Raw genomic sequence first — 13400 nt, 5'->3', positions numbered from 1 at the left:
TAGGTAATTTTTTAGCAGCTTTAATGCAGATATTATGATGAAAAGCGCTTACAATAACTTTACTATTTACCAAAAAAGAACTTTCTCATGATTAGTGCTAAAAAAATAGAAGAACTCGCCAAACAAGTCACTGATTCAATGCCTGACGGATTAAAAGATTTTGCCAATGATATGGAAGATCGCACTAAAATGGTTTTGCAGCGTAAATTGTCACAACTTGATGTAGTAACCCGTGAAGAATTCGATGTGCAAACCCAAGTGTTAATTAAAACCCGCGCTAAATTGACCGATCTTGAAGCAAAAGTTACGGCCTTAGAAGTAAAGTTAGCCGAAAAATAGCCCTGTGTTTACCGCCTTAAAGTAATAACAGGCCTAACAAAATAGTGCATTTATTATAGGCGCATAGTTTGTATTTTTTTATAAGATAAACAGCGCCACAGCCATTCTAATGGCCCAAAGGCGTAGTGAGTTAACCACCAGCGTGACAACCGCAGTTGCAGCACAATAATAGCGAAAGCAATTAACATTTGTGGTGCCCGTGATATCTCACCAAAATAGCCGCCTGCGTAACCATAAAATATTGTCGTTAAAATCACTGAATGCATAATGTAATTGGTTAATGCCATTCTGCCCATAGGAATGAATGCGGCTAAACGCTTGCGCCATTTCTGAGTAGTTAATAAAGCCATGATTAAGCCAAAATAGCCCGCCGTCATGACAAACTGGCCAATAAAAAATAATGTTTCACCGACCACTTGTAATAACATCACTTGCTTTGCCACCGGATGTTGTGCGACTAACAAGCCACCGACTTCCAATACAGTGCCTAACCCAAGGCCGAGATAGGCCATAATTTTGAAAGCGAGCGCGTGCTCTTGATAGTGTTTCATTATCGAGCTAGACACTAACCAATAACCTAAAATAAATATTGGCAGTAGCATGGTAAAAGCAAAGGGTAGGGTAAACGTCAGCATAAATAAGGCGAAATTAAGACGAAACTCTGTCGCCTGCCAATAGTTACCTTCAGTAAAAACCTTATTTTCTTCTAGCACCGCGGCTTGCATTTCGGCTTGCTGAGCGACTATGGCTTGCGCCTGCAGTTCTATTGATGCTTGAGGAAAAAGTTCCAGTGCAGTTTCAACGCTGTCAGTGATAGCGGTTGTCGGTTTTACTGGCGCTGAGGTTGTAGCTAGGGCTGGGCTTGAGCTTGGATCTGAAGCTAAGCTTGATGACTCAATATCTCCCTTGATATCAGGTATTGTGCTTGCTGCTATTAATGCTTGCGTTGTTGTTAGCGCTTCACTGTTTTGTTGAGCGGATGTTGTCTGGGCTAAATTTATCGCTTCAACACGTTCAGCTACTTTTATTTGTTCATGCCATTGGGCGGTCAAATCTTCAGTACTATGGCTTAACCCAAAGCCAATACCGCTGATTACAGAAAGTAAAATAGGCACCGACAGCCACACCAGGGCTAATTTTAAAAATGATGTTGGATTATCATAGGGCTTAAATAGCGGCTTTTTAAGTAAGGTCACCCAAGCCAATAGTAACAAGCCGGTAAAACCGTAATCATGAAGAATATCACCCCCCCATAAAAACACCATATGTAGAAAACCAAAGACCATTAACACTAGCATACGGCGCGAAAACCAAGCGCCAAAGGGTCGCTTAGCGGCTTTCGCTCTAATCAACATCACCGCAAACCCCATGCCGAATAATAAAGCAAATAAGGTATAAAACTTACCTTCAACAAAACAACGAATGAGCCAGCCAATGGCATGATCTAGACCGGTTAAACTGGTGTCTTGGCTGCCTAAACTACTAATGGCACGGTTAAACCACTCAATGTTCATTAACAGAATGCCAATCAGCGCCAAGCCCCTAAGAATGTCCATGGCATCAATACGTTCGCTGATGGTAATCGGTGTTAAGTTTTCAATTCTTGGACTTAAAGAGGCACTCGACTCAGGCACATTGGCTTGAATGTTTGACATAAAATTTCCTTTTTTATTAAGATTTTTAGCTTTAAATTTGTCTAAATAATATAAAAAACTTTAAAAAAAAGCAGCTTTACGCTGCTTTTTTTACAAAAATAACATCAACAAAAAATCAGGTAAGAAAGGCTTGATAAGCCTGGTTGTCAGTTTCTTCTTGCCACTCATAATCGAGCGCTTTTAAGTGCGCAAAAAAATCAGTTTCCTGGGTTTTTTGTACTTCAAAGCCGGCTAACACTTGGCCAAAAGCTGCACCGTGGTTACGATAATGGAACAAGGTAATGTTGTAATGCTCACCCAAAGTATCGAGAAACTTCTCTAACGCGCCCGGATATTCAGGAAATTGAAAGCGAAAAATACGTTCTTGCGCTGACAATTCATTTTTACCGCCAATCATGTATCTGACATGCAGTTTAGCTAATTCATTTTCCGTAAAGTCAGCTAATTCATAATCTTGTTGCTGCAAGCTTTGTATTAAATTTTTTCGGTCAGTAGCTTCACCACTTAGGCGCACACCAACAAAAATATTGGCACGTTGCGCTTGGTTTGTTAGCTCAGCGTTGTCGGCATAACGGTAATTAAATTCAGTGATCACTCGTCCAGCAAGTGCCTTACAAAAGTTTCTAAAACTGCCTTTTTCTTCTGGTATTTTGACCGCAAACACCGCTTCTTTTTGCTCACTTAATTCACAACGTTCTGAGATATAGCGCAAGGTATGAAAGTTCATATTGGCGCCAGAAAGAATCGCTACCAAAGACTCGTTACCTTGACTAGTGTGACAATATTTTTGTAATCCTGCTAAGGATAATGCGCCAGCGGGTTCTGCAATAACTCGCGTTTGTTCAAAAATATCTTTTATCGACGCACAAATTTCATCGGTCGTCACTGTTATGACATCGTCACAGTAATGCTTAATTAAATCAAAGGTATGCTCACCAATACGCTTAACGGCAACCCCATCAGCAAATAAGCCAACTTGGTCCAAATCAACCGGTTTGCCGGCGGCAAATGCTGCTTTTAAACAGGCAGAATCTTCGGCCTCAACACCAATAACTTTAATATGGGGTTGTAATTGTTTTAGGTAAACTGACATACCTGCTAATAAACCACCACCACCGACAGGAATAAACACCGCATCTGTGTGAGGGTGTTGTTGTAATAACTCTTTTGCCACCGTACCTTGACCAGCAATAATGTCAACATCATCAAACGGCGGTACTACAGTTTTATTTTCAGCTTGGGCATAGGCTATAGCGGCTTGTTGTGCCTCATTAAAGTTCTTACCCACTAAGCGCACATCGGCACCAAAACGCCGTACATTATCCACCTTGATATCAGGTGTGGTAATGGGCATGACAATGGTGGCTTTAACACCTAATTTATTCGCCGCTAATGCTAAGCCTTGTGCGTGATTACCTGCAGATGCAGCAATAACGCCGTCTAAGCATTGCTGCTCAGACAAGTTGACTAATTTGTTATAAGCACCACGTAATTTAAAAGAATGTACCGGTTGTTGATCTTCTCGTTTAAGAAAAATTTCATTACCTAAACGTGCTGATAATTTAGTTAATGGCGTTAGCGGTGATTCAATCGCTACATCATAAACTGGCGCAAGCAATATCTTGCGTAAATAGTCTAAACCTTGCCCTTGTATAGCCTGGGCTTTTACTAATTCTACTTGTTCTGCATCAGTCATTGTTGTCACCATTAAAATTGCCATCCAGTAATTCACGATTACGCACTGCGCCTTGGATCATGGCGTCAACTAAATCCAGTTTGATAATTTGATCAGAGAGCTTAGTTTTACCCGCTTCCATTGGGTCACAGTTTGAAATACAGACCATGGCATCAGCACAGTGAGCGCTGATCATGTAGTCCACTGAATCGGCAATTAAATCGCGTGATGGCAAGCTATAAAGCATGCCGCTATGACCCATATCTTTCAAATGCACATGGCCGGGTACCAATTGGGTAAAAGAGTTCACGACCGCAATAATAGGTTTACCAAAATCACCATCTGTCATCCCCGTAGCGCGCCAAAGCGCCCGAGCTCCGGCCATATTTCGGCCTTGAGTAGAAGTTGCTGATCTTAATCTTGGCATGACCTTAGTTCCTGTATATATATGGCTATTAATAAGCGCGATAAATGTTAAAAATTATGTTAAAAATTCACTCGATAATGCGCTTTTAACATAACTATTATTTTTTGGATTTGTTCAGCGTTCATCAATCGAAAAACGCTGAACATTTAAGTGACTTACATCAAGTTAATATCGGCATATCGCCAAACTAACTAAAGCCCCGAACAGAGATGTTACGGGGGCGAAATCAGCGAGCACTAAATATAGATTGAGTCTATTTAGCGTTGAAAACTGAGCTTTACTCTACCTTGTCTAACCAGCCTTCAGGCACTTTGGTACTGCCATCAAAAATACCAAAAAATGCTTCTTGTAGTGCTTTAGTGATAGGGCCACGCGAACCATTACCCACAGGCAAACCGTCGACTGACTTTACAGGAACCACTTCAGTTGCGGTGCCACACATGAAAAATTCATCGGCGAGGTATAAAGATTCACGAGAAATTGATTCTTCACGCACTTCGTAGCCTAATTGCTTGGCAAGGACGAATACGGTGTCACGGGTCAAACCTTGTAAAATCGACGCGGTACCTGGCGGGGTATAAATAATTCCTTTGCGAATTAAAAATAAATTTTGCCCTGCGCCTTCACTGACCATGTTATTAACATCTAAAGCCACGCCCTCGGCATAGCCATGGCGAGCGGCTTCAGTAGAAATTAACTGTGAAGACAAATAGTTACCACCGGCTTTTGCTGCGGTTGGCATAGTATTAGGAGCAAGTCTGTTCCAACTGGACACCCCCACTTCAACACCATTTTCAATGGCATCAGCGCCTAAGTAGGCTTCCCAGCTAAAGGCGGCAATCATAACATCCGCTACGGCGTCAATCGGTGGACGAAGACCCATACCAATATCACCTAAAAAGGCTAAGGGTCTTAAGTAGGCTGATTTCAAATTATTTTTTACGACGGCATCTTTACACGCTTGAATGATTTCTGCTTTCGTGAAAGGGATGTTCATGCGATAAATTTTTGCTGAATCAAATAAACGGTCGATATGCTCTTCTAAGCGAAAAATACAAGTGCCTTTATGGGTATTATAAGCACGAATACCTTCAAATACTGATGAGCCGTAATGTAAAGCATGGCTCATGACATGCACCGTAGCATTTTGCCACGGCATAAGTTCTCCATTAAACCAAATTAATTCTGCGTTAACTTTTGCCATTTTTATTCCTAAATTTTATGCGTATTGATCAGCCAACCACTAATAAAGCTTAACTGATTAAGCTGTATTAGTGGTTGTGATTAGTTTTAATCTAGCGATGTGCGTTGCACTGCTATGATGCGCTATTGTCTACCTTGACTTCTTTGATGTCGATTAGTTTATTAATTTGATCAACCAAAAGTTCAATCGGACGTTCGCTTCTGACCAATAATTCAATAGTGCCTATGTTAGTACCCGTGTTAACTTTTGCGTTTATACCACTGATTAAAAAACCGCGATAGCGAGTCACTTGTAAAATGCGTTCAAGTACCACTTGCTTATCATCCGCTGTGATCATTAATTGATAGTTATTCATTTAGGTACTCTCCATCATTTTATCGTTAGCGGTGTTCGGCGGTACAAGCGGCCAGACATTTTCTTGTGCATCAATTTTAACTTGTAAAAGGTAAGGTCCGTCATGCTCAAGCATTTCTTCGATGGCGGCGCTTACTTCTGACTTTTTGGTGATCATTTTTGCTTTAATATCAAAGGCATTGGCTAGCATAATAAAGTCAGGGTTATCGGCTAAATCAGTTTCACTTAATCGGCCATTGAAAAATAGGTCTTGCCATTGGCGCACCATGCCTAACTTGGCATTATCAATAAGTACGATTTTAACGGGCAATTGAAAACGCTTAATCGTTGACAGCTCTTGCACATTCATCATAAAAGAGCCATCACCGGAAACGGCAATAATACAGTCTGTTGGCCGACTCACTTGTGCACCCACTGCTGCGGGTATACCAAAGCCCATAGTGCCCATGCCGGCACTGGTTAAAAAGTTACTGGGGTCATCAAACACCATGTGTTGTGCTGCCCACATTTGATGCTGTCCAACATCTGTGGTTACGCAGCTATTTTCTGGCATTTTATCGCTAATTTCTTTTAACACAGCAGGCGCAAAAATTGACTCCCCTGGATGGTTATAATCCCAAGCAAAGTTGTTATTCATTTCATGACAGACGGCTTGCCAAGGTTTGATGGCTAATGGAATAGCGAGTGCAGGTAAATTAACCTTTAAGTCGCCTAATATTGAGGCATCGGCAATTCTGCGTTTATTAATTTCTGAGGTATCAATATCAAAATGAATCACTTTCGCATGTGGCGCAAATTCATTTAACTTACCGGTAACGCGATCATCAAAACGTGCTCCTACGGCAATCAACAAATCACATTCTTGTACCGCGATATTCGCCGCCTTAGTACCATGCATACCCAACATGCCAAGGTAATTTTCATCTTCAGGGTCAATGGCGCCTAAACCTTTGAGGGTGGAAACGCTCGGCAAACCTGTTATTTTAGCAAAATCGCGTAACTCGTCGATAGCATTGGCCATACCAACACCACCGCCAACATAGAGAATAGGTTGCTTGGCTTGATTTAATAAGGCGATAGCACTACCCACATTCGCGGGCGGTAATTTCACTTTGTTTTCTAAGTTGACTAATTCATCTAAAGAGCGGTTAACTTCTGTGATTTGAATATCTTTAGGAATATCAACTAATACCGGTCCTTGTCTGCCTTCTAACGCAATAGCAAAGGCTTGGTGTAGCACTTTTGCTAAATCATTAATATCGGTAACTTGAAAAGAGTGCTTGGTACAGGCAAGTGATAAACCAAAAATATCAATTTCTTGAAAGGCATCAGAGCCCATAGCAGCCGTGGCTACCTGCCCAGTAATGGCAACAACAGGAATTGAATCTGCCAAGGCATCAGCCAGGCCGGTGATCAAGTTAGTCGCGCCCGGACCTGATGTGGCAAAACAGACACCCACTTTACCGGAGGCTCTGGCATAACCTACGGCAGAAAATGCCGCACCTTGCTCATGTCGACATAAAAAGTGCTCCACTTTACTATCGTAAAGCGCATCGTAGATTGGCATTATTGCGCCACCAGGATAGCCAAAAACATGCTCAACGCCATGCTGCTCTAGCACATTAAATAATAAGCCTGCGCCGGTTAATTTTTTTTCAGTTGTCATGTCTTTGTTTTACTATGCGATCACATTTTATGCACGGGTGATATATTATTCATAATACCCTGTAACTATGTTGTGATGTACAAGTATGCTCCCAAAAGTTAATAATGCTTGTGCGCTACGCGCGGTTTAATAACGACAAACCCCCCGGTCCTTGCGGAGCGGGGGGTTTGTTATTTTAAGATTTTTTATTTTCTTTAGCTCAACAATTACCCCCGCAGCGATTTAAGAATCACCACGATGAGGACGTTAATAATCATTGAGTTATAATGTTTCATGTTAATCTGTATTTTCTTCAGTTAATCAATTTCAAGGCTAGTAATGTCTAGCCTATTTAAATTAGTACCATAGCTCTAATAACAAGCGCAAGTATTTTTGTTAGAGCTTTTTAGTTAAAACTATCTTCTTAGTTATAACTGTCATTTTTTCTCTGCGTTATTAGTAGTTTTATTTAGTAGTTTTATTTTTAGCGAAAACGATATTATTTAGCTACACTTGCGAAAAGCAATCGTTAAAATAAAAATGGATTTTTATGGCTTTAGCCTGTGTTTTCAGTCGAGCTCGTGTTGGACTTGAGTCGCCCTTAGTCACGGTAGAAGTGCATTTAGCCAATGGCTTGCCAGCCTTTAATATTGTTGGCTTACCTGAAACCTCGGTCAGAGAAGCCAAAGACCGCGTGCGTAGCGCCATTCTTAATTGCGGTTATGAATTTCCCGCTAAGCGTATTACGGTAAATTTAGCGCCGGCTGATTTACCCAAAGAGGGCGGTCGCTTCGATCTGCCCATTGCCATAGGTATTCTTGCCGCCGCTGCCCAGCTTCCTGAAGCAGATTTAAACCAATATGAATTTGCTGGCGAATTAGCCTTGTCGGGTGAGCTTCGCGCTATTATTGGTGAAATACCTATGGCAATGGCTTGCAAAGAAAGTGGCCGAACACTGGTAATACCGACGGTAAACGCCGAACAAGCGAGTTGGGTACAACAAGTAAAAATATTAAGCCTGTCACATTTAAAGCAACTCTTTCCACATTTTCTAAAACAACAAAGCTTGCCACTGGTGCAAACAAGAGTGCTACAAACCTATATAACCAAGAGTGTGCACGATATTGCCGACGTTGTTGGTCAACCATTGGCTAAGCGAGCGCTAGAAATTGCCGCTAGTGGCCGTCATAACCTACTATTTATTGGGCCTCCTGGTACAGGGAAAACTATGCTCGCCAGTCGTTTGCCTGGCATTTTACCTCCTATGACCGAGCAGGAGGCGTTATCCAGTGCCGCTATTCAATCGATTTGCCATGAAAATATAAGTCCTGAGTCATGGTTAACACGGCCGTTTCGCGCGCCGCATCATACGGCATCTTCAGCTGCCCTCGTTGGTGGCGGCAGTTATCCGCAGCCAGGTGAAATTTCATTAGCCCATAACGGCGTACTCTTTCTCGACGAATTACCTGAATTTGAGCGCAAAGTACTCGACGTGTTACGCGAACCGATGGAATCTGGCGAAGTCACCATTTCACGTGCATTGGTTAAACAAACTTTCCCCGCACAGTTTCAACTAGTCGCCGCTATGAACCCAAGCCCAACCGGATTTTACAATGACAAGCGTAGTACACCAGAGCAGGTTTTACGTTACCTTAATCGACTTTCTGGGCCATTTTTAGATCGTATTGATATTCAAATTGAAGTCACTAGGTTACCGCGAGGCATGTGGGCGAACGATGATGGCAAAGGTGAGTCGAGTAGCACTATTCAAAAACGGGTCAGCATTTGTCACCAAAAACAAATTTTACGCCAAGGCAAAGCAAACGCACAACTCAGTAGTGCTGAAGTTAGAAGCTTCTGCCAACTGGTTCCTGATGATAATGAATTTTTAGAATTAGCGATTGAAAAACTCAATCTATCGACCAGAGCACATCATAAAATACTAAAAATTGCTAGAACACTGGCCGATATGGAAGCGCTCGAGCTTATCGAACGCAAACACTTAATCGAAGCCTTGTCGTATCGCGCTATGGATAGAATATTACGCCATTTAACCGACGCTATTGCGCTATAGCAGGGCATTTTAATCTTTAAGGTGCAACGATGTGCATATGGCCACCTTTGTAATCAAGGGTAACAATGAAATGTTTAAGTACATCATAACCCAGTAATCCTTTAATGCTTTTCCCTTTTATACGGCTGCCAAGCTGACTACCTTGAGAAGAAAGGTTAGCGGATTGGTTTTTACCGGGCACACTAGTGAGTACATTTTCTAATTCATAGGGGCCAATTTTGATGACTGGCAGGCGAAATACTTGATGAATACCTGCAGCATTGATGCCATTAGAGATGCCACTCTTTATCTCAAACTTACTCAACCAATCAAAATGCTCGGCTGTTGATCTTTTTAACATTAGCCCTCCAGAATTACCGGTATCTAGTACTAACCAGACAGACTTCTCATTATTAAGTCGCACATTGACAATAGGTTGTCGTGAATATTTGTCAAATTTCATTTTCACGTTGGCGAGTTTTTGCATGTCTATTGCGTCACGGGTAATTAGCCGTATTTTTTTCTTGGGGTAATCAAGTTGCACAACAAAGTTGTTGAAAAAGCCAGCGCCGAGCAGTAACTGATTACTATGATGACCGATAAAACTCTCAACGACATTATCCAACGAAAAATCTGCGCCCAGTAAATTAACCGGCACGTTATTATAAGTTTTTCTGGTTTCAGTGTCATAAACCCCCTGCACTTTAATTTTTGTTCCTGTGCTAAATTCAAGGCCATTTTTTTGCATAAAGGCACTATTAATACTATTAATTTGTGCTCCGGTGTCAAGTATGGCGTAACCGTCAATACCTGATACCACGACTGGAATTTTGACATGGCCATCAACTAACTTAAAATCGATCCATTCGGTGACCCCAGAGAAAGACAGAGGTGAAAAAAAACATAAAAAACCTAGCCATAAAAACCTCAACTTGAACATTGTTATTATTTCCTTATAAAATTTGTCTCACGAGATCAAAAACCAATAATACAATCACTGAATTTATTTTTATATGATGATGTTATTTTATCGCATCAAAAAATGCCTGAATCAGCGGTTTTTCCTTGCTCTGGTTTAAACAGCAAATACCTAGGTCAAAGGGCTCAATTTCACCGACATCGGCTAAATATTGCACTCGGTCTTTCACCGGACTATTTTCTACTACCACTCTTGGCACAATACCGACACCACACCCTAAAGCCACCATACTGACCAAGGCTTCATGACCAGAAACCGTGGCGTAAATATAGGCTTTACCTTGTTGTTTCTTACGAAACCAATATTCAAAACGTTTTCGTGCTGGGCCGTGCTCGGGCAAAATAATCGGTATGTCAGACCAAACAAAGTCGTGCTGAATTTGCTGCTGAACTTGACACACCATAGTGGGCGCAATTACTGATAAGGGTATTTTTGCCAGATGGTGAAAAGTAAAAATGCGCGACAGCTGCTCAGGTTTAGCGGCAATGGCAAAATCAACCGCTTGCTTTTCAACTTGCTCTAATGCGTCGGCGGCGTCACCCGTTGTTAGCATAATTTCAACCAGCGGGTGCTGTTGTCGAAAACGTTCAAGTAATGGTGGCAAGTGACTATAGGCGGCGGTTACAGAACAATAAATATGCAACTTGCCTTGTAATTCTGCTTGTTTTTGATTCAGTGAAAGCTGTAGTAACTGCCACTGCTCAAGTTGTTGCTCAGCAAATTGTAAAAACTGTTTCCCTGCCTCACTTAACACCACAGTGCGGTTATCTCGGTGTAATAATGCACTGCCGAGTTCAAGCTCTAAGCGCTGGACTACTCGGCTTAATGTTGAAGGGCTGACGTGATGAAGTTCAGCGGTTTTGCCAAAATGTAATGATTTCGCTAAATCAACAAACATCCGCAATGACTTTAATTCCACAAAAATCCTTAAAGGTAAATAGCGTTGAGAAACTGTATTGCAAATATTGCAACACTGCAATGCAAATATATCATTTTAAGCAACGATATATTTTCGCTATGATAGCGCTAAGGTCAACAAATTGACCACTTAACTAATTTTCTTGGTCAATAACCAAGTACAGGAGAGCAAAATGGCTAACTATTTCAATACATTGAGTTTACGCGAAAAACTAGCACAGTTAGGTAAATGTCGCTTCATGAATCGTGAAGAGTTTAGTGATGGTTGTAATTTCATTAAAGATTGGAATATTGTTATTGTTGGTTGTGGCGCTCAAGGCCTTAACCAAGGCCTGAATATGCGCGACTCCGGTTTAAACATCTCTTATGCCTTACGTGATGCTGCCATTGCAGAAAAACGTCAATCTTATCAGTGGGCAAGCGACAATGGTTTTACTGTAGGCACTTATCAAGAATTAATTCCACAAGCCGATTTAGTGTTAAATCTTACACCAGATAAGCAACATACGTCAGCGGTTAGTGCCGTTATGCCACTGATGAAAGAAGGTTCTTCTTTAGCTTACTCTCACGGTTTCAACATTGTTGAAGAAGGCATGCAGATTCGCTCTGACATTACTGTGGTGATGGTTGCCCCTAAATGTCCTGGTACTGAAGTGCGTGAAGAATACAAACGTGGTTTTGGTGTGCCAACACTTATCGCTGTTCATCCTGAGAACGATCCTCAAGGTAATGGTTGGGCTATCGCAAAAGCCTATGCTTCAGCAACGGGTGGCGATCGCGCTGGTGTTTTAGCCTCTTCATTCATCGCAGAAGTTAAGTCAGACTTAATGGGCGAGCAAACCATCCTATGTGGTATGTTGCAAACAGCCGCTATTTTAGGTCACAAGCAATTGTTGGCTCAGGGTGTTGAAGCAGGTTATGCACGTAAATTATTACAATACGGCATCGAAGGGGTTACTGAAGGCTTAAAGTATGGCGGCATTACTAACATGATGGACCGTTTATCTAACCCAGCTAAAATTAAAGCCTTTGATATGTCGTTAGAATTAAAAGAGATTTTACGTCCTTTATTCCAAAAGCATATGGATGACATCATCGAAGGTCGTTTCTCTGCCGGTATGATGGCAGACTGGGACAACGGTGATGCTAACCTATTAAAATGGCGTGAAGAGACCGCTGAAACGTCTTTCGAAAAAGCACCAACATGTGATACCGAAATTTCTGAGCAAGAATATTACGACAAAGGTATTTTCGTTGTCGCTATGGTAAAAGCGGGTGTTGAATTAGCCTTTGATGCTATGGTTGACTCAGGCATTATCAATGCTTCTGCATACTACGAGTCGCTACATGAAACGCCGTTAATTGCTAACACTATCGCCCGCAACATGTTATACGAAATGAACGTGGTGATTTCTGATACAGCAGAGTACGGTAACTACCTATTCTCGCACGCTGCTGTACCTTTATTGGAAGGCTTTGCGAGCAAATTAACCTTAGAAGAATTAGGTGAAGGTTTAAAATCTAGCTCTAATGGTGTTGATAACGCGCGTTTAATCGAAGTTAACGACGCTATTCGCAGCCATGGTGTAGAAGCTATTGGTAAAGAATTACGCGGCTACATGACTGATATGAAGCGAATAGTTGAAGCGAATAGTTAATAGTTAACGTATTTATTACCAGCGGTGTTGGCACAATTGGCAACACCGCTTTTTTTATCCAGCGCGAACGTGCTGTTTTAGTAAGAATAAAAGGGAAGATTAATGACACAATTCAATAACGTCAGTATTTCATCAGTGGCCAGTATTTATTTTGATGGCCAAGTGACGAGCAGAAAAGTCACTTTTGCAGATGGCTCGACTAAAACCTTAGGCATTATGATGCCGGGTGAATATACTTTTGCCACTGCAGAAAAAGAATTAATGGAAATTCAACAAGGTACGCTTAGTGTACTATTGCCAGGCAGTGATACGTGGCAAACCATTACCGCCAATCAAGCCTTTAATGTGCCTGCCAATGCATCCTTTGATGTTAAAGTAAGTGAATTAACCGACTATTGCTGTTCGTATATTGCTGAGTAATATGCATTAGCAGTTAAAAGCGAATAACGATTAAATAAGGGTCTTTGACCCTTATTTTGATCTCACCTAAAAT

At 41.5% G+C, this 13400-nt stretch carries 11 protein-coding genes and 1 pseudogene; 4 read left to right on the top strand and 8 right to left on the bottom strand.

Annotated elements, in window-relative coordinates:
• Positions 1 to 87: 87 nt before the first annotated feature.
• Positions 88 to 339 carry a ubiquinone biosynthesis accessory factor UbiK gene (locus H4J61_RS17140; RefSeq protein WP_182137143.1) on the top strand — a complete coding sequence of 84 codons (252 nt, stop codon included), beginning with the start codon at positions 88 to 90 and terminating at the stop codon, positions 337 to 339.
• 53 nt (positions 340 to 392) lie between these two features.
• On the opposite strand, the gene H4J61_RS18010 is transcribed toward H4J61_RS17140, so the two are convergent.
• The 6 genes and pseudogenes from H4J61_RS18010 to ilvG all read right to left on the bottom strand — a co-directional run bounded on the left by H4J61_RS18010 (position 393) and on the right by ilvG (position 7320).
• The gene (locus H4J61_RS18010; RefSeq protein WP_259363423.1) at positions 393 to 1994 is read right to left on the bottom strand and encodes a DUF418 domain-containing protein; all 1602 of its coding nucleotides are present in this window, start codon (positions 1992 to 1994) and stop codon (positions 393 to 395) included.
• A 115-nt stretch (positions 1995 to 2109) separates the two neighbouring features.
• Entirely contained in the window at positions 2110 to 3690 is a 1581-nt protein-coding gene (gene ilvA, locus H4J61_RS17130; protein ID WP_220460878.1) for a threonine ammonia-lyase, biosynthetic, read from the bottom strand.
• A 37-nt stretch (positions 3691 to 3727) separates the two neighbouring features.
• A pseudogene (locus H4J61_RS17125) lies at positions 3728 to 4096 on the bottom strand (dihydroxy-acid dehydratase); the annotation flags it as partial.
• Between the two features lie 277 nt (positions 4097 to 4373).
• The gene (locus H4J61_RS17120; protein ID WP_182137144.1) at positions 4374 to 5300 is read right to left on the bottom strand and encodes a branched-chain amino acid transaminase; all 927 of its coding nucleotides are present in this window, start codon (positions 5298 to 5300) and stop codon (positions 4374 to 4376) included.
• A gap of 112 nt (positions 5301 to 5412) precedes the next feature.
• Positions 5413 to 5655, bottom strand: a complete 243-nt coding sequence (gene ilvM, locus H4J61_RS17115; RefSeq protein WP_182137145.1) for an acetolactate synthase 2 small subunit — start codon at positions 5653 to 5655, stop codon at positions 5413 to 5415.
• Complete coding sequence (ilvG, locus tag H4J61_RS17110; RefSeq protein WP_182137146.1) at positions 5656 to 7320, bottom strand: acetolactate synthase 2 catalytic subunit; 1665 nt, start codon at positions 7318 to 7320, stop codon at positions 5656 to 5658. It lies immediately after the preceding gene.
• Between the two features lie 529 nt (positions 7321 to 7849).
• On the opposite strand from ilvG, the gene H4J61_RS17105 reads away from it, so the two are divergent.
• Positions 7850 to 9373, top strand: coding sequence for a YifB family Mg chelatase-like AAA ATPase (locus tag H4J61_RS17105; protein WP_182186481.1), 1524 nt, complete (start codon positions 7850 to 7852; stop codon positions 9371 to 9373).
• A gap of 16 nt (positions 9374 to 9389) precedes the next feature.
• On the opposite strand, the gene H4J61_RS17100 is transcribed toward H4J61_RS17105, so the two are convergent.
• Positions 9390 to 10292 (bottom strand): aspartyl protease family protein, encoded by a 903-nt coding sequence (locus H4J61_RS17100; protein WP_182186478.1) that lies wholly within the window; start codon positions 10290 to 10292, stop codon positions 9390 to 9392.
• Positions 10293 to 10374: 82 nt separating this feature from the next.
• Positions 10375 to 11250 (bottom strand): HTH-type transcriptional activator IlvY, encoded by an 876-nt coding sequence (ilvY, locus tag H4J61_RS17095; RefSeq protein ID WP_182186476.1) that lies wholly within the window; start codon positions 11248 to 11250, stop codon positions 10375 to 10377.
• A 172-nt stretch (positions 11251 to 11422) separates the two neighbouring features.
• On the opposite strand from ilvY, the gene ilvC reads away from it, so the two are divergent.
• Positions 11423 to 12907: a ketol-acid reductoisomerase gene (gene ilvC, locus H4J61_RS17090; protein WP_182137149.1), complete on the top strand. Its 1485-nt coding sequence runs from the start codon at positions 11423 to 11425 to the stop codon at positions 12905 to 12907.
• A 102-nt stretch (positions 12908 to 13009) separates the two neighbouring features.
• Positions 13010 to 13327: a pyrimidine/purine nucleoside phosphorylase gene (locus tag H4J61_RS17085; protein WP_182137150.1), complete on the top strand. Its 318-nt coding sequence runs from the start codon at positions 13010 to 13012 to the stop codon at positions 13325 to 13327.
• Positions 13328 to 13400: the final 73 nt, after the last annotated feature.

It is taken from the genome of Colwellia sp. MB3u-4 (assembly GCF_014077065.1).
In the GTDB taxonomy this organism is placed as follows: domain Bacteria; phylum Pseudomonadota; class Gammaproteobacteria; order Enterobacterales; family Alteromonadaceae; genus Cognaticolwellia.
Note: the sequence above shows the minus strand (reverse complement) of the source record. Positions and strands in the feature narration are given on the sequence as shown.

Excerpts from the sequence above, each read along its gene's own strand:
- H4J61_RS17140 (WP_182137143.1), top strand. The coding sequence starts at position 88 with ATGATTAGTGCTAAAAAAATAGAAGAACTCGCCAAACAAGTCACTGAT.
- H4J61_RS18010 (WP_259363423.1), bottom strand. The coding sequence starts at position 1,994 with ATGTCAAACATTCAAGCCAATGTGCCTGAGTCGAGTGCCTCTTTAAGT.
- ilvA (WP_220460878.1), bottom strand. The coding sequence starts at position 3,690 with ATGACTGATGCAGAACAAGTAGAATTAGTAAAAGCCCAGGCTATACAA.
- H4J61_RS17120 (WP_182137144.1), bottom strand. The coding sequence starts at position 5,300 with ATGGCAAAAGTTAACGCAGAATTAATTTGGTTTAATGGAGAACTTATG.
- ilvM (WP_182137145.1), bottom strand. The coding sequence starts at position 5,655 with ATGAATAACTATCAATTAATGATCACAGCGGATGATAAGCAAGTGGTA.
- ilvG (WP_182137146.1), bottom strand. The coding sequence starts at position 7,320 with ATGACAACTGAAAAAAAATTAACCGGCGCAGGCTTATTATTTAATGTG.
- H4J61_RS17105 (WP_182186481.1), top strand. The coding sequence starts at position 7,850 with ATGGCTTTAGCCTGTGTTTTCAGTCGAGCTCGTGTTGGACTTGAGTCG.
- H4J61_RS17100 (WP_182186478.1), bottom strand. The coding sequence starts at position 10,292 with ATGTTCAAGTTGAGGTTTTTATGGCTAGGTTTTTTATGTTTTTTTTCA.
- ilvC (WP_182137149.1), top strand. The coding sequence starts at position 11,423 with ATGGCTAACTATTTCAATACATTGAGTTTACGCGAAAAACTAGCACAG.
- H4J61_RS17085 (WP_182137150.1), top strand. The coding sequence starts at position 13,010 with ATGACACAATTCAATAACGTCAGTATTTCATCAGTGGCCAGTATTTAT.